At 64.7% G+C, this 18,800-nt stretch carries 18 protein-coding genes; 14 read left to right on the top strand and 4 right to left on the bottom strand.

Annotation, left to right across the window (positions count from 1 at the left end):
- The first annotated feature begins 34 nt into the window (after nucleotides 1-34).
- The 4 genes from rpsA to lapB all read left to right on the top strand — a co-directional run bounded on the left by rpsA (nucleotide 35) and on the right by lapB (nucleotide 3,849).
- Nucleotides 35-1,720 (top strand): 30S ribosomal protein S1, encoded by a 1,686-nt coding sequence (rpsA, locus tag ACI3EV_RS04205; RefSeq protein ID WP_329770830.1) that lies wholly within the window; start codon nucleotides 35-37, stop codon nucleotides 1,718-1,720.
- 177 nt (nucleotides 1,721-1,897) lie between these two features.
- Entirely contained in the window at nucleotides 1,898-2,197 is a 300-nt protein-coding gene (locus ACI3EV_RS04200; protein ID WP_329770829.1) for an integration host factor subunit beta, read from the top strand.
- Between the two features lie 107 nt (nucleotides 2,198-2,304).
- Nucleotides 2,305-2,667 carry a LapA family protein gene (locus tag ACI3EV_RS04195; RefSeq protein ID WP_329770828.1) on the top strand — a complete coding sequence of 121 codons (363 nt, stop codon included), beginning with the start codon at nucleotides 2,305-2,307 and terminating at the stop codon, nucleotides 2,665-2,667.
- Nucleotides 2,668-2,691: 24 nt separating this feature from the next.
- Complete coding sequence (gene lapB / locus ACI3EV_RS04190) at nucleotides 2,692-3,849, top strand: lipopolysaccharide assembly protein LapB (protein ID WP_329770826.1); 1,158 nt, start codon at nucleotides 2,692-2,694, stop codon at nucleotides 3,847-3,849.
- An 83-nt stretch (nucleotides 3,850-3,932) separates the two neighbouring features.
- Here lapB and ACI3EV_RS04185 read toward each other — a convergent pair whose 3' ends face one another.
- Nucleotides 3,933-4,667, bottom strand: a complete 735-nt coding sequence (locus ACI3EV_RS04185) for an SIMPL domain-containing protein (protein ID WP_329770825.1) — start codon at nucleotides 4,665-4,667, stop codon at nucleotides 3,933-3,935.
- A gap of 34 nt (nucleotides 4,668-4,701) precedes the next feature.
- The gene (locus ACI3EV_RS04180; protein ID WP_329770824.1) at nucleotides 4,702-4,917 is read right to left on the bottom strand and encodes a hypothetical protein; all 216 of its coding nucleotides are present in this window, start codon (nucleotides 4,915-4,917) and stop codon (nucleotides 4,702-4,704) included.
- Nucleotides 4,918-5,245: 328 nt separating this feature from the next.
- Between ACI3EV_RS04180 and ompR the strand changes: the two genes are divergently transcribed.
- Both ompR and ACI3EV_RS04170 read left to right on the top strand, forming a co-directional pair.
- A complete protein-coding gene (gene ompR, locus ACI3EV_RS04175) occupies nucleotides 5,246-5,980 on the top strand; it encodes a two-component system response regulator OmpR (RefSeq protein WP_329770823.1) in 735 nt (244 codons plus the stop codon).
- A 131-nt stretch (nucleotides 5,981-6,111) separates the two neighbouring features.
- On the top strand, nucleotides 6,112-7,563 hold the full coding sequence (locus ACI3EV_RS04170) for an ATP-binding protein (protein WP_329770822.1): 1,452 nt from the start codon (nucleotides 6,112-6,114) through the stop codon (nucleotides 7,561-7,563).
- Between the two features lie 9 nt (nucleotides 7,564-7,572).
- Here ACI3EV_RS04170 and ispF read toward each other — a convergent pair whose 3' ends face one another.
- Both ispF and ispD read right to left on the bottom strand, forming a co-directional pair.
- Entirely contained in the window at nucleotides 7,573-8,073 is a 501-nt protein-coding gene (ispF, locus tag ACI3EV_RS04165) for a 2-C-methyl-D-erythritol 2,4-cyclodiphosphate synthase (RefSeq protein WP_329770821.1), read from the bottom strand.
- Nucleotides 8,070-8,810: a 2-C-methyl-D-erythritol 4-phosphate cytidylyltransferase gene (ispD, locus tag ACI3EV_RS04160; protein WP_329770820.1), complete on the bottom strand. Its 741-nt coding sequence runs from the start codon at nucleotides 8,808-8,810 to the stop codon at nucleotides 8,070-8,072. Before ispD ends, ispF begins: the two co-directional genes overlap by 4 nt.
- A 110-nt stretch (nucleotides 8,811-8,920) precedes the next feature.
- Between ispD and mfd the strand changes: the two genes are divergently transcribed.
- The 8 genes from mfd (at nucleotide 8,921) to ACI3EV_RS04120 (ending at nucleotide 18,781) form a co-directional block, all read left to right on the top strand.
- A complete protein-coding gene (mfd, locus tag ACI3EV_RS04155) occupies nucleotides 8,921-12,409 on the top strand; it encodes a transcription-repair coupling factor (RefSeq protein WP_337690769.1) in 3,489 nt (1,162 codons plus the stop codon).
- A gap of 124 nt (nucleotides 12,410-12,533) precedes the next feature.
- Complete coding sequence (locus ACI3EV_RS04150) at nucleotides 12,534-13,244, top strand: response regulator transcription factor (protein ID WP_329770818.1); 711 nt, start codon at nucleotides 12,534-12,536, stop codon at nucleotides 13,242-13,244.
- Between the two features lie 176 nt (nucleotides 13,245-13,420).
- A complete protein-coding gene (locus ACI3EV_RS04145; protein WP_337690771.1) occupies nucleotides 13,421-15,124 on the top strand; it encodes an ATP-binding protein in 1,704 nt (567 codons plus the stop codon).
- A gap of 39 nt (nucleotides 15,125-15,163) precedes the next feature.
- Nucleotides 15,164-15,487, top strand: a complete 324-nt coding sequence (locus ACI3EV_RS04140) for a hypothetical protein (RefSeq protein ID WP_337690774.1) — start codon at nucleotides 15,164-15,166, stop codon at nucleotides 15,485-15,487.
- 123 nt (nucleotides 15,488-15,610) lie between these two features.
- Nucleotides 15,611-16,216 (top strand): nitroreductase family protein, encoded by a 606-nt coding sequence (locus tag ACI3EV_RS04135; protein ID WP_337690775.1) that lies wholly within the window; start codon nucleotides 15,611-15,613, stop codon nucleotides 16,214-16,216.
- 135 nt (nucleotides 16,217-16,351) lie between these two features.
- Nucleotides 16,352-17,482, top strand: a complete 1,131-nt coding sequence (locus ACI3EV_RS04130) for an FAD-dependent oxidoreductase (protein WP_329770814.1) — start codon at nucleotides 16,352-16,354, stop codon at nucleotides 17,480-17,482.
- 55 nt (nucleotides 17,483-17,537) lie between these two features.
- A complete protein-coding gene (gene serB / locus ACI3EV_RS04125) occupies nucleotides 17,538-18,242 on the top strand; it encodes a phosphoserine phosphatase SerB (protein ID WP_337690777.1) in 705 nt (234 codons plus the stop codon).
- Complete coding sequence (locus tag ACI3EV_RS04120; protein WP_337690780.1) at nucleotides 18,239-18,781, top strand: redoxin domain-containing protein; 543 nt, start codon at nucleotides 18,239-18,241, stop codon at nucleotides 18,779-18,781. Before serB ends, ACI3EV_RS04120 begins: the two co-directional genes overlap by 4 nt.
- Nucleotides 18,782-18,800 lie beyond the last annotated feature (19 nt).

Below are 18,800 nucleotides of genomic sequence, written 5' to 3'. Positions count from 1 at the left end.
GCTCCGCGTTCCCTCCGGCAGACTAGGAACATTCATGTCTGAATCTTTTGCTGAACTCTTTGAAGAATCCCTCAAGCGCGCGGAAATGCGCTCCGGTGAAGTCATCACCGCCGAGGTGGTCCGCGTCGAACACAACCACGTGGTAGTGAACGCAGGCCTCAAGTCCGAAGCCTACGTGCCGATCGAAGAGTTCAAGAACGACCAGGGCGAGATCGAGGTGCAAGCCGGTGATTTCGTCTCCGTGGCCATCACCAGCGCCGAAAACGGCTTTGGCGAGACCATCCTGTCCCGCGACACCGCCAAGCGCCTGGCGTCCTGGCTGCAGCTGGAAAAGGCCCTGGAATCCGGCGACTTCGTCACCGGTACCACCAGCGGCAAGGTCAAGGGTGGCCTGACCGTGCTGGTCAACGGCATCCGCGCCTTCCTGCCCGGCTCCCTGGTTGACACCCGTCCGACCAAGGACCTGACTCCCTACGAAAACAAGACCATGGAGTTCAAGGTCATCAAGCTGGACCGCAAGCGCAACAACGTGGTGCTGAGCCGCCGCGCCGTGCTGGAAGCGTCCATGGGCGAAGAGCGCGCCAAGCTGCTGGAAACCCTGAAGGAAGGCGCCATCGTGCATGGCGTGGTCAAGAACATCACCGAATACGGTGCGTTCGTGGACCTGGGCGGCATCGACGGCCTGCTGCACATCACCGACATGGCATGGCGCCGCGTGCGTCACCCCTCCGAGGTGGTGCAGGCTGGCCAGGAACTGGACGCCAAGGTCCTGAAGTTCGACGCCGAGAAGAACCGCGTGTCCCTGGGCCTGAAGCAGCTGGGCGAAGATCCCTGGCTGGGCGTGTCCCGCCGCTACCCGCAAGGCACCCGCCTGTTCGGCAAGGTCACCAACATTGCCGACTACGGCGCCTTCGTCGAGCTGGAGCCCGGCATTGAAGGTCTGGTGCACGTCTCCGAAATGGACTGGACCAACAAGAACGCTGCCCCGAACAAGATCGTCTCCATGGGCGACGAAGTCGAGATCATGGTGCTGGACATCGACGAAGACAAGCGTCGCATCAGCCTGGGCATGAAGCAGTGCAAGGCCAACCCGTGGCAGGATTTTGCCGCCAACACCAAGCGTGGCGACAAGGTTTCCGGCCCGATCAAGTCCATCACCGACTTCGGCATCTTCGTGGGCCTGGCCTCCGGTATCGACGGCCTGGTGCACCTGTCCGACCTGTCCTGGAACGAGCCGGGCGAAGCTGCCGTGCGCAACTACAAGAAGGGCCAGGACGTGGAAGCCGTGGTGCTGGGCGTGGACGTCGAGCGCGAGCGCATCTCCCTGGGCATCAAGCAGCTGGATTCCGACCCGTTCACGACCTTCGCGTCCGTGAATGACAAGGGCCAGTCCGTGACCGGTACCGTCAAGAGCGTCGACGCCAAGGGCGCCGAAATCGATCTGGGCGAGGAAGTCATCGGCTACCTGCGCGCCAGCGAAATCAGCCAGGACCGCGTGGAAGACGCCAGCCAGGTGCTGAAGGTCGGCGACGAAGTGACCGCCGTGATCACCAACATCGACCGCAAGAACCGCGGCATCTCCCTGTCCATCAAGGCCAAGGATTCTGCCGACCAGCAACAGGCCATGAGCGACCTGAACCAGGCATCTGCCCGCGACCACGCCGGCACGACCAGCCTGGGCGCCCTGCTGCGCGCCAAGCTGGACAACAGCAACAACTGATCGTCCACGTGACGATGCCACGGCAGTCCGCTGCCGTGGTGCCGATCCGGTCCGCCGGGTCGGCCAGCTGGCTGCCAGCCAGGCCCTCTCCCGCAGATCTTTCTGTTTTCCGAGGGCTTGCACAACCGCCCTGCCCCGCAAGTCCGGTTGTGCAAGCCTTTGACATTTCCCATTTCCATGACACGCTCCGACCTCGTTGACGAATTGGCGGCACGCTTCAGCCAGCTCACCCACCGCGACGCCGAAATGGCCGTCAAGTCCGTGCTCGACAGCATGGCCGACGCCCTGGCCCGTGGCCATCGCATTGAAGTGCGGGGTTTTGGCAGCTTTACCGTCAACCACCGTCCGGCGCGTACCGGCCGCAACCCGCGTACCGGCGAGAGCGTGGAAATCCCCGAAAAGCGCGTTCCGCACTTCAAGCCCGGCAAGGCCCTGCGCGAAGCCGTGGACCATCAGCCCGACGACAGCCAGGCCTGATTGCCGGCTGCCGCAGACAGGCCTTCCCCGCATACAATGGCCTGCAAGATCCGGATGCCGGCTGCCACCTGATGTGACAGCACGCCGCATCCGACGGGAGTTTCCGGATGAAATATGCCATCGGACTGCTCAAGGCAGTCATCTTTATCCTGCTGTTCGGCTTTGCCCTGAACAACCGCCAGAACGCCACGCTGAATTTCCTGTTCGACTACGCGATCACGCTGCCAATGATCGTGGTGGTGCTGGGCAGCTTTGCGCTCGGCATCGTGCTCGGTATCCTGGTGATGCTGCCGCGCTGGTGGCAGCATCGCCGCAAGGCACAGCAGGCACGCCAGCAGCTGGAAGCCCTGCAGGCACAACAGGCGGCGGCCAGCCAGCCACCGGCCGGCACACCTGCCAGTCGCACCCCGGATCCGGATCAGCAACGCCACATGACCGATCCCTCCCTGCCCATCACCGACGGCCAGTAAGGCCTGACCTTTTCCGGATTTCGCATGGAAAACGATTCTTTCATCTGGCTGCTGCTGGCCCTGCCCGTGGTGTTTGGCCTGGGCTGGATGGCCTCGCGGCTGGACCTGCGCCAGCTGCGCACCGCCAACCGCAGCGCGCCCAAGGCCTACTTCATGGGTCTGAACTACCTGCTCAACGAGCAGCAGGACAAGGCGATTGACGCCTTCATCGAGGCGGTGCAAAAGGATCCTGACACCACCGAGTTGCACTTCGCCCTCGGCAACCTGTTCCGCCGCCGTGGCGAATACGAGCGAGCCGTGCGCGTACACCGCCACCTGCTGTCGCGCAACGACCTGTCCGCAGCTGACCGCGACCGCGCCCAGCACGCGCTGGCACAGGACTTCCTGAAGGCCGGCCTGCTGGACCATGCCGAAGAAGCCCTGCGTGCCCTCAAGGACAGCAGCTACGAAGCACAGGCACAACTGGCGCTGCTCGGCATTTACGAACGCTCACGCGACTGGGTGCCTGCCGGCGAATCGGCACACGCCCTGGAGGCCGCCGGCCAGCAGGATTTTGCCCGTCAGCGTGCCCACTACCTGTGCGAACGCGCCCAGGAGGCCCACAAGCAGGGCGAACCACAACAGGCCATGGAGCTGCTGCAGCAGGCGATGCAGATCGCGCCACAAGCCGCCCGACCACGCCTGCAGCAGGCCCTGCTGTTGCAGGCTGGCGGCGAACACGCCAAGGCCTTCGAATTGCTGCAACAGGCGATGCGCGACATTCCGGCATTTGCCCCCCTGCTGGCGGCACCGCTGGCCCAGGCCGCCCTCGATACCGGCCGCACACTGGAAGCCCATGCCCTGCTGGAGCGCCTGCAACAGCAATCGCCCTCGATTGATCTGGTGGAAGCGCTGGCCCGGCTGGACCAGCAGCTGGATCCGGCGGCCTCAACGGCCGGCCGCTACCTGGGCCACCTGGAGCAAAGCCCTTCCCTGATTGCCGCCACCCGCTGGCTGGATCTGGAAAAACTGCAGCAGGACCCGCACCGCGAAGTGGTGGATCGCGCGCTGGACAAGGCGATCCGCCCACTGGGGCGCTACCGCTGCGCCGCCTGCGGTTTCGAGGCACAGCAGCACTACTGGCACTGTCCTGGCTGCCAGAGCTGGGACAGCTACCCGCCGCGCCGCGTCGAAGAACTGTAAACCCTGCCGAGCTCCCCAAAAACAAACCCCATCGCGTTGCCGTGATGGGGTTTTGTCTTGCTGCCTTAGCGGGCAGATGGCGATCAGCGCGACATCTGCACCGAGCCGTTGACCATGACACGCACGGTGGACTTGCCGGGCTGCACCGCCAGCTCGGCGGCCGAATCCGCGGCCATGGCGCGCGCCGCCATCATCTTGGGCGCGCCGCCGTAAAAGCCTTCTGCATTGACAGAGACTTCGCGCAGGCTGTAGCTGTTGAAGCCGAAGCTGCGCGTGATGGTATTGGCCTTGTCGCGGAAGGCGGCAATGGCGCGCTCCTGCGCCTGGGCCTCGGTGCGCTGGCGTAGCTCCTTGCTGATATCGAAGCCGACATCGGCAATCGTCAAGGTACTGATGCGGTCAGCAGTGCGGCTGACGCGGTCAATGTCCTTGCCGCTCAGGATCAGCTCGGTGCTGCCTTGCCACTGCGTGATACGGCCATTCTGGTCGCGGCTCGGGTAGAGGCTGAAGTTGCCGGTCTGCACTTCCATCGCCTCATCACGCTGCTGGCCGCGCGCTACCTGCAGGGCGGCATCGAGTGCCTGCTTGAGCTGGGTCTGCACCGCCTGGGCATCCTTGCCCTGGCGGCTGGTGGACATGGTGATGCGCAGCATGTCCTGCTGTACATCGACACTGCCTTCGGCGGACAGCTGCGCCACATTGGAGGGTTGGTAGGACGTCATCGGGGCATTCTGCGCCAGCGCCGGGGTGCTGGCAAGCCAGCCACAGGCGGCAGTCAAGACGGCGGCGCGCAACAGGGAAACGGGTTGATAGGTCATGGGACTCCTAGCGGGACGGGCTGATCCTTGCGGATCAGCGACGGTTCTTGCCATTGATGTGGATGGTGCGGGAATGTTCGCGTACGGCACGACGCAGCTCTTGCAATTCCTTCTTGCTCAGGCGGCGCGGTTTGGCACCGTTCATGCACTGCTTTTGCATGCTGACGCTTTCACGCAGGTCCTGGGCCGATTGACCGGGGAACTGGACACCGACTTCGTTGGCCGGACTCGGACAAGCCGGCTGTGCCATGGCCATTCCGGAAACTCCGGACAACACCAGACCGAAAGGCAATAGACGCATCAGCACGCGCTGACGGCTTGCGCGAACCGGATCAAAAAAACCAGACTTCTTCATTCACCTCTTCCTGAAAACCATGCGCCTTGGTACAGGGCACATGGTCACCATGGGACATACCCCAAGGTTACCGCTACCACGCAGGAAAAAAAGCCCTGCACAGGTCAGATTGGCAAGATCAGGGCAAAACTTGTAACAGTGTGAAAAGTCACCATTTATTACCAGTTTTCGCGGGATTGCAGCCTACCATCCTTGGCATGTTACAAATTTTCGGAGGACAAGCATGAACCAGGCGAACGCCCGACCCGACAAGATCGTGATTGTCGATGACGACGCCCGTATCCGCGACCTGCTGCGCCGCTACCTGAGCCAGGAAGGTTTTGAAGTCATGGTGGCGGAGGACGGCAAGAACCTCAACCGCATCCTGCTGCGCGAAACGGTAGACCTGATCGTGCTGGACCTGATGCTGCCGGGCGAAGATGGCCTGTCCATCTGCCGCCGCCTGCGCGCCGCCAATGACCGCACGCCGATCATCATGCTGACTGCCAAGGGCGAAGACGTGGACCGCATCGTCGGTCTGGAAATCGGCGCCGACGACTACCTGGGCAAGCCGTTCAACCCGCGCGAGCTGCTGGCCCGCGTGCACGCCGTGCTGCGTCGCCGCCCGGCTGTCGAGGCCCCCGGTGCGCCCGCCACCGAAACCGAAATCGTGCACTTCGGCAATTTCGTGTTCGACCTGAGCGCACGCACGCTGAAGAAGGACGGCGAGGATCTGCCGCTGACAACCGGTGAATTCGCCATGCTGAAGGCCCTGGTACGCCACCCGCGCCAGCCGCTGTCGCGCGAAAAGCTGGCCCAGCTGGCACGTGGCCGCGAGTTCGAACCGTTTGACCGCAGCCTGGACGTGCAGGTATCTCGCCTGCGCAAGCTGATCGAGACCGATCCGGCTTCGCCGCGCTACATCCAGACGGTCTGGGGCGTGGGTTACGTCTTCGTGCCGGACGGCAACAACAACTGATGCTGCGGCTGCAGATCCGGTCGATGCCAGCCGTGTGCTGGCATCCCTGTCTCTGTCCGCATCCGCTTCCATGACGATTGTCACGCCGCAGCGCTGGCCTGGCCGGCCGCTGCTCCCCCTGCCGATTCCGCATGCTCCCAGAAGATTCCACCGCCACCACGACGCCCACGCCCGCCAGCCCCGAGTCCGCCACCGGTGCGCGACCGATGCTGCGCAAGGGGGTCGAGGCGACATCGGCGCTGCTGGGCTCAGCGGTACCGACACGCTGGGGTCTGAACCTGTTCTGGCGCACCTTCATCATGATTGCCGTGATGCTGCTGGTTAGCACGATCGGCTGGCTGGTGACGATACGTACCGCCAACATGGAACCGCGTGCGATGCAGACGGCGCAGCAGATCGCCTCGCTGGTGAACCTGAGCCGCACGGCGCTGATCTACTCCGATGCCATCACGCGCTTCTCGCTGATCCGCGAGCTGGCCGAAGAGGAAAGCGTGCGCATCCTGCTGCGCGAGCCGGATGATGCCATCCTGCCCATGGCCAGCACCCCGTTCAATGACCAGGTGGCGCGCGAACTGCAATACCGGCTGGGTCCGGACACGGTGCTGGCAAGCCAGGTCAACGGCGAGAAAGGTCTGTGGATCGGCTTTGACATCGACAGCGATGCCTACTGGCTGCTGACCGACGAATCGCGCATCACCTCGCTGGGGGGAACGACCTGGCTGATCTGGCTGCTGATGGCAGCCGGCCTGTCGCTGCTGGGCGCGGCGGTGATCGCCGGGCTGGTCAACCGGCCGCTCAAGCAGCTCTCGGTCGCCATCGGCAAGGTACGGCTTGGCAATTACACCGATGCCCATCTGGACGAGGAAGTACCGGCGCGCGAGCTGCGCGAGGTGAACATCGGCTTCAACCGCATGGTGGAGCAGCTGTCCGCGGTGGAACAGGAGCGCGTGGTGATGCTGGCCGGCATCTCGCACGACCTGCGCACGCCGCTGGCGCGCCTGCGGCTGGAAGTGGAAATGAGCGTGGACGATGAGGAGTCGCGCAAGTACATGGCGGCCGATATCGAGCAGGTGGACGGCATCATCACCAAGTTCATGGACTACGCGCGTCCGGACGGCCGCGAGCTGGCCGCGGTGGCACTGGCCGACGTGGTACGCACCAGCGCCTACCCCTACCAGAACCAGGACGAGATGGTGCTCGACATCGATGTGCCGGAGAACCTCAAGGTCAAGGCCGACGAGATCGAGCTGGCGCGCGTGATTTCCAACCTGCTGGAGAATGCGCGTCGCTACGGCAAGACACCGGGCAAGGAGCTGACCGAGGTCAGCATGAAGGCACGCGCCGAAGGCAATTTTGTGCACCTGGAGTTTGCCGATCAGGGCAATGGCGTACCGCCGGACATGCTGGACCGGCTGACGCAGCCCTTCTACCGCGCCGACGAGGCGCGTACCTCGGCGGTGGGCAGCGGCCTGGGCCTGGCCATCGTGAAGAAGGTGGTGGAGCACATGGGCGGCTCGCTGCAGCTCAGCAATGGCAAGGACGGCGGCCTGCGCGCCGACCTGCGCATGCCCAAGGCCAAGTAAGCCGGTCGATCAGGCCAGCGGAAACAGCAGCAGCACGGCGCGGGCTTCCATGCTCTGCTCCAGCCCGACCGGACCGAGTTTCTCCGCCGTCTTGGCCTTGACGTTGACCTGCTCACGCGTGATGCCAAGACAGGCGGCAATGCTTTCGGCGATTGCCGGCTTGTAGGCCGCCAGCTTGGGCTTTTGCGCGATGACGGTGCAGTCCACGTTGCCGACCTGCCAGCCGGCCTCGCGCACGCGGCGCATGGCCTCGCGCAGCAGCACGCGCGAATCGGCGCCTTGGAAAGCGACATCGGTATCGGGAAACAGCGTGCCGATATCGGCCATGCCGGCAGCACCAAGCAGCGCATCGGTGATGGCATGCAGCAGCACATCGGCATCGGAATGGCCGAGCAGACCCTTGTCATGCGGCACCAGCACGCCACCGAGCCAGAGCTCGCGGCCGGCGACCAGCTGGTGCGTGTCCCAGCCTTCACCGATACGGAATGGAGGAAAAATGGCAGTTGTCATGGCTGGATTGTCCCATGGCTGGCAGCGGCGCGTGCCTGCAGCACGGCTTCAGCCAGCGCAAAATCATCGGGATAGGTGACCTTGAAGTTCCAGGCACTGCCCTGCACCAGCAGCGGTTGCAGGCCGGCCAGTTCGATCGCGCTGGATTCATCGGTGATGGCGTCCGGATCGCGCTGCAGGCTGTCTTCAAGCGCCTGCAGCAGCAGGCCTAGGCGAAACATCTGCGGCGTCTGCGCCAGCCACTTGTCGCTGCGCGGGATGGTGGCCTGCACGCGGGCTGCCTCGTCCTGCTGCTTGAGGGTATCGGGCAGCGGTAGTGCCAGCAGGCCGCCCACGGCATCATCGGCACAGGCCGTGATCAGCTGGCTGATCTGCGCCGGCGTCAGCAGGCAGCGCGCCGCATCGTGTACCAGCACCCAGTCGTGATCGGGCACGCCCTGGGCACGCAAATGGCGCAGGCCGTTGCGCACACTTTCGGCACGGCTGTTGCCGCCAACACGGGCACGCTGCAGCTTGCCAGCCGGCAATGGCACGGCGTCACCATGGGCATCGTCCGGAGCCAGTACCAGCAGGATGGCATCAATCTGCGGGCAGGCATCGAAGGCGGCCACGGTGTGCCAGAGCATGGGCTGGCCGGCCACGACGACATATTGCTTGGGAATGCTGGCACCGGAACGACTGCCGGTGCCGGCACAAGGAATCAGGGCATGCATGCGAGGGGTGTCCATGCCCTGCATTGTGCCTTGCGCAGAACGTCATGCGGCTGCCCTGCGGCTCTTTTAAAATGGCACGATTCCCCATCGCCCTGCCCAGGCCGATGGGTAGTCTTGTTTGTACTGCACCGCTCATGAAACTCCCCAAGCTCACTCCTGGCCAGCGCCACGCCATGCCGCGCCCGCTGGCGTCGGCCGATGCCGCCCTGCTGGCCCGATTCGCCGCGCGCGACAAGGCCGAAGGCCGCTGCATGGCCATCGTCACCTCGGACGCGGCCGATGCGCAGCGCCTGCTGGACGAACTGCCGTTTTTTGATCCAGCGCTGCGCTGCGTGCTGTTTCCGGACTGGGAAACCCTGCCCTACGACCATTTTTCGCCGCACCAGGACCTGATCAGCGAGCGCCTGGCAACGCTGTGGCGCATCAGCCAGCATGACAGGCATGACGGCGCCGATGTGGTGCTGATCCCGGCCAGCACGGCGCTGTACCGGCTGGGTCCACCTGCCTTCCTGGCCGGCTACACCTTCCATTTCAAGACCGGCCAACAGCTCGATGAGGCCGCGCTGCGGCGCCAGCTCGGCATGGCCGGCTACGCCCATGTGAGCCAGGTGGTCAGCCCCGGCGAATACGCGGTGCGCGGCAGCCTGATCGACCTGTACCCGATGGGTGCCGCACAGCCGTATCGCGTCGACCTGTTCGATGACGAGATTGACAGCATCCGCACCTTTGACCCGGACAGCCAGCGCAGCCTGGAGCCGGTGCAGGAAGTGCGCCTGCTGCCGGGGCGCGAGTTCCCGATGGACGATGCGGCACGCTCGCGCTTTCGCAGCAAGTGGCGCGAGCTGATGGAGGGCGACCCGACGCGCAGCCGCATCTACAAGGATATGGGCGAAGGCCTGGCCACCGCCGGTATCGAGTACTACCTGCCGCTGTTCTTTGACGAGACCGCGACCGTGTTCGACTACCTGCCCGAAGGCAGCACGCTGGTGCTGCACGATGCACTGGAGGAACCGTTCCAGCGCTTCTGGCAGGACACGCGCGAGCGCTATCGCCTGATGGCCGGCGATCCGGAGCGCCCAGCGCTGCCGCCGGAAGCGCTGTTCCTGAGCGAGGAGCAGTTCTTTGGTGCAGCCAGGCGCTTTCCGCAACTGTCGCTGCGCCCGCATGGCGGCGATACCGGCCTCTACCCCGAGTTTGCCCCGCTGCCTGACGTATCGGCCGCGCGTGGCAGCGAGGATCCGCTGCTGAGCCTGCAGGGCCATGTGCAGGCCAGCCCGCACCGCGTGCTGCTGTTGGCCGAAAGCGCCGGCCGCCGCGAAAGCCTGCTCGATTTCCTGCGCGCCAGTCATCTGCAGCCGGTGGCGATCGACAGCTTGCAGGAGTTCCTCGACAACGGCGAAAAGGTCGGCCTGGCGGCATCGCCGCTGATGGAAGGCTTTGCCTGGAACGAGCTCGGCATTGACCTGATCACCGAGTCCGAGCTGTTTGCCGGCAGTGGCGGCATCCAGCATCGTCGTCGCCGTCGCCAGGAGCAGGTCAGCGATATCGATACCCTGATCAAGGACCTGAGTGAGCTCAAGGTTGGCGACCCGGTGGTGCACAGCGCGCACGGCATTGGCCGTTACCAGGGCCTGATCAATATGGATGTGGGCCAGAAGAACCCGGACGGTTCGGCGGCATTGCAAGAATTCCTGCACCTCGAATACGCCGGCGATGCCACGCTCTACGTGCCGGTCAGCCAGCTGCACCTGATCAGCCGCTACTCCGGCGTCAGTGCGGAAGATGCGCCGCTGCACAAGCTGGGCGGCACGCAGTGGGAGAAAGCCAAGCGCAAGGCCGCCGAACAGGTGCGCGATACCGCTGCCGAACTGCTCAATATCTATGCCCGCCGTGCCGCGCGCGAAGGCTACCCGTTCCGTTTCAGCGCCGCCGACTACGAGGTGTTTGCCAACGATTTCGGCTTTGACGAAACTGCCGACCAGCTGGCCGCTATCCACGCCGTGATCCAGGACATGGTCAGCCCGCGCCCGATGGACCGGCTGGTCTGCGGCGATGTCGGCTTTGGCAAGACCGAAGTCGCGTTGCGCGCCGCCTTTGTTGCCGTCACCGGCGGCAAGCAGGTCGCCTTCCTGGCGCCAACCACGCTGCTGGCGGAACAGCATTTCCAGACGCTGAAGGACCGCTTCGCCAAGTGGCCGATCCGCGTGGCCGAAATCTCGCGCTTCCGTTCCGGCAAGGAAGTGACAGCAGCGATCAAGGGCATCGCCGATGGCACGGTCGATATCGTGGTCGGTACGCACAAGCTGCTGTCAAGCGAAGTCAGCTTCAAGAACCTGGGCCTGCTGATCATCGACGAGGAGCACCGCTTTGGCGTGCGCCACAAGGAGCAGATGAAGCAGATGCGCGCCGAGGTCGATGTGCTGACGCTGACCGCGACGCCGATCCCGCGCACCATGGGCATGGCGCTGGAAGGCCTGCGCGACCTGAGCGTGATTGCCACGGCGCCGCAGCGCCGGCTGGCGATCAAGACCTTTGTGCGCAGCGAAAGCAGCGGCGTGATCCGTGAAGCGGTGCTGCGCGAACTGATGCGCGGCGGCCAGGTCTATTTCCTGCACAACGAGGTCGATACCATCGAAAACCGGCGCCAGCGGCTGCAGGAAATCCTGCCCGAAGCACGCATCGCGGTGGCGCACGGCCAGATGCCGGAGCGTGAGCTGGAACGCGTGATGCGCGAATTCGTGGCGCAACGCCACAACATCCTGCTGTGCTCGACCATTATCGAGACCGGCATCGACGTGCCGAGCGCCAACACCATCTTGATCAGCCGCGCCGACAAGTTCGGCCTGGCGCAGCTGCACCAGCTGCGTGGCCGAGTCGGCCGCAGCCACCACCAGGCCTATGCCTACCTGATGGTGCCCGATCTCGACAGCCTGACCAAGCAGGCACAGCAGCGGCTGGAAGCGATCCAGCAGATGGAGGAGCTGGGCAGCGGCTTCTACCTGGCGATGCACGACCTGGAAATCCGCGGTGCCGGCGAGGTGCTGGGTGACAACCAGAGCGGCAACATGATGGAAATCGGCTTCCAGCTCTACAACGAGATGCTGTCCGAGGCGGTGGAACAGCTCAAGGCCGGCAAGGAGCCGGATCTGCTGTCGCCGCTGCAGGCCGTGACCGAGATCAACCTGCATGCGCCGGCGCTGCTGCCGGATGACTACTGCGGAGACGTGCACCTGCGCCTGAGCTTCTACAAGAAGCTGGCCACGGCCAAGACCACCGATCAGGTCGATCGCCTGCTGGAAGAGCTGGTGGACCGCTTCGGCAAGCTGCCGCAGCAGGCCGAAACCCTGGTCTACGTACACAAGCTGCGCGTGATGAGCCAGCCCTACGGCGTGCTCAAGGTAGAGGCGGCGCCGACCGTGATCACCATCACCTTCAAGCCGAATCCGCCGGTAGACCCGATGGCTATCATCCAGCTGATCCAGAAGAACAAGCACATCAAGCTGGCCGGCAACGAGAAGCTGCGCATCGAGCGTGCGCTGGAAAAACCGCTGGACCGGGCCCTGCTGGTGCGCGACATCCTCAAGAGCCTGGGCCAGCCGCTGCAGGAGGCCAACCCCGCCTGACCGAATACACGGTTTATGGGGATTGCATGCGTCATGGCGATCACCTATGGTGAACAGCATGGATGTCCTCGCTTGCAGAGCGCCATCCATGCCGTCCAAAGTCTGTTCTGCCTGCGAGAGTCCCATGCCCCCCTTCAACCTGACGCCCACTGACTATCTGCCCGCCCCGGTGCTGATCGTGGAGGATGAGTCGCTGATGCGCGAGAAGCTGCTGCGCCTGTTGCTGCAGCTGGGCTACACCCAGGAGGCGCTGGTATTTGTCACCAACCTGGCCGAAGCACGCCGCTGGCTGGCGCAGAACCCGGCCGCCATGGCGCTGGTCGATCTCGGCCTGCCGGATGGCAGCGGCCTGGATCTGATCACCGAAATGCGCGAGCAGGATCCGGCACTGAGCATCCTGGTGGTGTCATCCTGGAGCACCGAGGACATCATCATGCAGGCGCTCAAGTGCGGCGCCACCGGCTATGTGCTGAAGGAGCGTGACGATATGGAGATCGCGCTGTCGATCCGCAGCGTGCTGCGCGGCGGTGCCCCGATCGATCCCTTCATCGCCAGACGCATCCTGGAGCAGCTGACAGATGCGCCGAAACCCGAGAAAACCAGCCCGCCACCGCTGCGCAGCCGGCAGAATCCGGACGAAGAGGCCCTGACCAAGCGGGAATATGGCATCCTGCAACTGGTGGCCGAAGGCCTGAGCAACCGCGAAATCGCCGAACGCCTGTTCCTCTCCCGTCATACGATCGAATGCCATATCAAGCACATCTACCGCAAGCTGGCCGTTTCCGGACGCACACGTGCTGTCTACGAAGCGCGTGCGCGTGGCTTGCTGTCCTGATCGTCGGCTGGCTGCTGCTCCTGCTGCCGCAGCCGGCTGCAGCGGCCTTCACGATTCCGATTCCTGCCGCGACTGAACACCAGGGCACCGCACACTGCGACCCGCAGATCCTGTCGGTAGCGGCGGCGCGTGCTCCCGAACATCCTGACCAGCGTCCGACCAGCGGCTGGGAAAGCGTGACCCTGCCCGACCACTGGACGCAGCGCTGGATCGGCTACAGCGGCACCGTCTGGTACCGCATCCAGTGGCAGCACGCCTGTGCCACGCCGGTGGGCGTCACGCTCAATGCACTCAGCCAGGCTGGTGCGCTCTACCTGAATGAGGAGCTGATCTGGAGCGACCAACGGTTCACCGAACCGCTGCCACGCAACTGGAACCTGCCGCACTACTGGATACTGCCGGCCAGTTCGCTGCAGATCGGCGAAAACACCTTGTGGTTCCGCGTTACCGGAGCGCACTACCAGCAAGCCGGCCTGGGACGTGTCAGCCTGGGCGAACCAGGAGCGCAATATGCGCTGCACCAGGACCAGATCGTGCTGCAACGCACCTGGCTGCAGGCCGATATCGCGCTCTCCTTCACCCTCAGCATCCTGAGCCTGCTGGTCTGGCTGTCCTACCGGCGTGCCACGGTGTTTGGCTGGTTCGGCCTGCTGACCGGCTCCTGGGTGATCTTTGCCGGCACCCTGCTGCTGACCGACCCATGGCCCTTGCCCGATACCGCTGCGCTGGAACGCTTCAGCCTGAGTGCGCTGGTCATCTATTGCGTCTGCTTCGCCCTGTTCAGCTGGTCATTTGCCGATCTGATCTGGCCGCGCGTGCGCCGTGCCGCCCTGATCATGGCTGGCTTGCTGATCCTGCTGCTCTGGCTGACGCCCCTGTCCCACCTAGGCCATGCCACGCTGGTCGTGTTCCTGCTGAGTGCCTGCCTGGTCCTGCTCAACTGCCTGCTGCTGCAGTGGCCGCTCTGGCGCAAGCAGCCGCGCTCACTGCCCCATGTGCTGCTGGCACTCTGGCTGCTGGCCGTGCTGTTTATCGGTATCTATGACCTCATCGTGATCGTGTTTTTCCCGCACGTGCACAACGTGCTGACCCCGTACTCGGGCATCATCACGCTGCTGTGCATGGGGCTGCTGATGGCCTCGCGCGTGGCGCGCGACATGCGGCGCGTGCGGCACTTCAACCATCAACTGAAGCAGCGCGTGGAAGAAGCACGCCAGGAGCTGCTGGCAGTCACCGAGCGCCAGATCGTGATGGAGCGCGAGCGCTCCCGCCTGCAGGCGCGCATGGACCTGACGCACGACCTGCACGATGGTCTGGGCAGTTCGCTGGTACGCGCCATCGGCAGCGTGGAACACGCCATGGGCCCGATGAGCAACCAGGCCTTCCTCGGCTATCTCAAGGTCCTGCGCGATGACCTGCGCCAGATCCTCGATGCCGAAGCCAGCTCCACCAGCAAGCCGGCCGCCACGCCAGCATTGTGGCTGGCCCCGATCCGGCACCGCTTTGGCATGCTGTTCGACGAAATCGGCATCGACATCCGCTGGCAGATGCCCCCTGCCTGGCCGATCCAGCCACAGGCACGCACTTGCATGGCACTGGCGCGGGTACTGGAAGAAGCGCTGACGAATATCGTCAAGCACAGCCAGGCCAGCCAGGTGGAGGTCGCGATGATTCCACTCAGCGATCCCCATGGCCTGCAGCTGTGCGTGAGTGACAACGGGCGCGGCTTTGATGTCGTGGCCATGGAACAGTCTGGTACTGGCGTTGGCCTGCAAAGCATGCGGGCCCGCATCGAGCGTATCGGTGGACAATGGGATATTGTCTCGGGCAGCACGGGGACGCGCATCTGCATCACCCTGGCTGGCGAAGCGCCGGCCTGACACCAGACTGCCTGCCAGCTTTCACAGGAGAAGTCCGCCATGGAACAAGCTTTCACGCGCAGCCCGGTCGCCGGCATGGTGCTGGTCGATGCCTATCTGATTCCCGCCGATCAGGCCGATGCCTATATCGCCGCACGCGAAGCCCTGGCCGAGCGCGCCACGCGCGTGCTGCAGGCCATGTGCAGTTCCGTGGAACGCTGCTGGGCCGGCAGCCAGGACGGCGAAGCGATTGTCGGCCTGGATGCCGATGGCGAGATCCAGGCCCTGACCCATCTCGATCCCGATGCGGTCGATGCACTCGGCGAGCTGGATGATGAAGGTCTGCGCGCCTGGTTTCTGCAGCAGGCCGAGGCAAAGCCCTGAGCAGCACAAGGGAAAAATCGCTCCCATCACCTTTCCATCCGCCGTGCATTAAAGTTGCGCAAGCAAACCAATTTGCGCACGTTTCCCGTATCGTGCGTGCTTCTTCATCTATCAGGAGTCTTCGTGAGCCATCCCGTCATCAGCGCCCTGCAACAACGTCGCAGCATCTACACCATTGGCCGCCAGGTCCAGCAGTCCCCGGCCGAACTGACGGCGCTGATCCAGGAAGCGGTGCGCCAGGCGCCCTCCTCCTTCAACTCGCAAAGCTCGCGTGCCGTGATCCTGTTCGGTGCCGAACATGAGGCACTGTGGGGCGAGATCGTGCTGGAGGCGCTGCGCGCCGTGACACCGGCAGAAAACTTCCCAACCACCGAGAAGAAGATCAACGGCTTCAAGGCCGGCTTTGGCAGCGTGCTGTTTTTTGAAGACCAGGCCGTGATCCAGGGCCTGCAACAGCAGTTCCCGCTCTACGCAGACAACTTCCCGACCTTTGCCGAACACAGCGCCGGCATGGCCCAGCTGGCGGTCTGGACCGCGCTGGCCAGCAGCGGCGTCGGCGCCACGCTGCAGCACTACAACCCGCTGATCGATGCCCAGATCCAGGCCCGCTGGCAGCTGCCAGCCAGCTGGACGCTGCGCGCGCAGATGCCGTTTGGCAGCATCGAAGCCCCGGCCGGCGCCAAGACCTATATGGATGATGCCGAACGCTTCCGCGTCTTCGGCCAGTAAGTCCACCGCTACCGTTCACCTCACTTGACAGCCCGGCCCTGCCGGGCTTTTTTGCGTCTGTCCTGCGGAAAAATCCCACCGGCAAGGGGCCAAACGCTGTGCTATCGTGCCTGTCAGCATCACCAGGAGCCACACATGGGCACACCACATGTCGATTACCTGATCATCGGAGCCGGCATTGCCGGTGCCTCTGCTGGCTACTGGCTGGCACCGCATGGCCGCGTGCAGCTGCTGGAGCGCGAATCACAAGCCGGATACCATTCCACCGGTCGCTCCGCCGCCATGTTCATGGAGTGCTACGGCAATGCCCAGGTGCGCGCACTGACGCGTGCCAGCCGGCCGTTCCTGCAACAGCCGCCAGCCGGCTTTGCCGAACATCCGCTGCTGCAGCCGCGCGGCAGCGTGCTGGTGGCCGCCCCCGGCGACGAAGACAAGCTGGCACAGGAGTGGCAAACCCTGCGCGAACGCTCGCCGCAGCTGCAATTGCTGAGCGCGGCCGAAGTCTGCGCGCTGGTGCCGGTGCTGCGGCCAGAGCGGGTGCTGGGCGGCATTCTCGATCCCGATGCCGCCGATATCGATGCCCATGCGCTGCACCAGGGCTATCTGCACGGCCTGCACCAGGCCGGTGGCCGTGTCAGCACCGATGCCGAGGTCAGTGCGATCCGGCGCGTGGACGGGCGCTGGCTGGTGACAGCGGGCGGCCAGGACTGGAGCGCCAGCGTGCTGGTCAACGCCGCCGGTGCCTGGGTCGACGACATCGCCGATCTGGCCGGCGTGCCGCGCATCGGGCTGGAGCCCCGCCGCCGCACCGCCTTCACCTTTGCCGCGCCGCCCGGACTGGATTTCCACCACTGGCCGATGGTCGAGAACATCCACGAGCAGTGGTATTTCAAGCCCGATGCCGGCCAGCTGCTGGCCTCTCCCGCCAATGCCGATCCGGTGCCGCCGCAGGATGTGCAGCCGGAAGAAATCGATATCGCCACCGGCATCTGGCATGTGGAGGAGCAGACCACGCTGCAGGTACTGCGACCGTTCCATGCCTGGGCCGGGTTGCGCAGCTTTGTCGCCGATGGGGGCCTGGTGGCCGGTTACGACCCCGATGTACCGGACTTTTTCTGGCTTGCCGCGCAAGGTGGCTATGGCATCCAGACCAGTGCGGCCATGGGCCAGGCCAGCGCCGCACTGTTGCGCCGCCAGCCGCTGCCGGACTTGCTGCTGCAGGAAGGCCTGAACGAAGCCCTGCTCGGCCCGGCGCGGCTGCGGTAGCAGGCCTGAGCCCCTACAATGACCGGCAAGACTGAACACCCACCACGCACCCATCATGAGTACAGAAGACAGCCTGGTCATCCAGGAACAGCCGCCCTTTCCCCGCCTGGCCGATTACCGCCTGATCGCCTTTGACATGGACTCGACCCTGATCAATATCGAGTGCGTGGACGAAATCGCCGATGCCGTCGGCAAGAAGGCCGAAGTCGCGGCCATCACCGAAGCCGCCATGCAGGGCATCATCACCGACTTCAAGGACAGCCTGCGCCAGCGCGTCGCCCTGCTCGCAGGCGTGCCGGAAAGCGCGCTGCAGCAGATCTATGACCAGCGCCTGCAGCTCAATCCCGGCGCCGAGACCTTGGTGCGCGCCTGCCAGCAGGCCGGCCTGAAGACGCTGCTGGTCTCCGGCGGTTTCACCTTCTTCACCGAACGCATCCGTGAACGCCTGGGGCTGGATTTCACCCGCTCAAACCAGCTCGAGGTGCAGGATGGCAAGCTCACCGGCCGCATTCTGGAACAGCCCTGGGGCGATATCTGCGATGGCCAGGAAAAGGCGCGTACCCTGCTCGAAGTCGCCACGCTGATGGGCATAGCCCCGCAGCGCTGCATCGCCGTAGGCGATGGTGCCAATGACCTGAAGATGATGGCCGAAGCCGGTGTCTCGGTGGCCTACCACGCCAAGCCGACAGTGCGCCGCCAGGCCATGGTGGCGATCAACGCCGGTGGGCTGGACCGCCTGCTGGAAGTGCTGCCGGCATGACGGCATCGGGCCAGCCGGGCTGGTGGCAGCGCCATCGCAAGTCGCTGCTGGTCAACCTGGCGGTATTTCTGGCGGTGGCCTTTGGTATCCAGGCCTGGCAGACGCGCCATATGGCCAGCGGCCAGGCACCGGATGTCACCCTCCAGCGCGCCCTGACGCCACAGCAGCAAGACAGCCTGGCCAGCTGGCGCCAGCAGCATACCGGCGAACCGGTGGTGCTCTACTTCTGGGCCACCTGGTGCACCATCTGCCGCATCGAGCAGCCGATGATCAACGGCCTGATCCAGAGCCAGCCAGTGCTGCCGATCGCGATGCAGTCCGGCCCGGCCGCCAGCGTGCTCGCTTACGAGCGCCAGCACGGCCTGGCCTGGAACAGCGTGGTCGATCCCGACGGCGGCATCGCGCGCCATTTCGGCATCAGCGCCACGCCCAGCTTTGTCGTGCTCGATGCGCAGGGCAATATCAGCAGCAGCACGGTCGGCCTGACCAGCCCCTGGGGCTTGCGCCTGCGCCTGTGGCGCGCCCGGCTGGCGGGCTGAGCCGCCCGCCGGTCATCAC

Origin of the sequence: Allobrachymonas wangyanguii (assembly GCF_045055315.1) — a bacterium.
GTDB classification, from domain to species: Bacteria; Pseudomonadota; Gammaproteobacteria; order Burkholderiales; family Burkholderiaceae_C; genus Brachymonas; species Brachymonas wangyanguii.
Note: the sequence above shows the minus strand (reverse complement) of the source record. Positions and strands in the feature narration are given on the sequence as shown.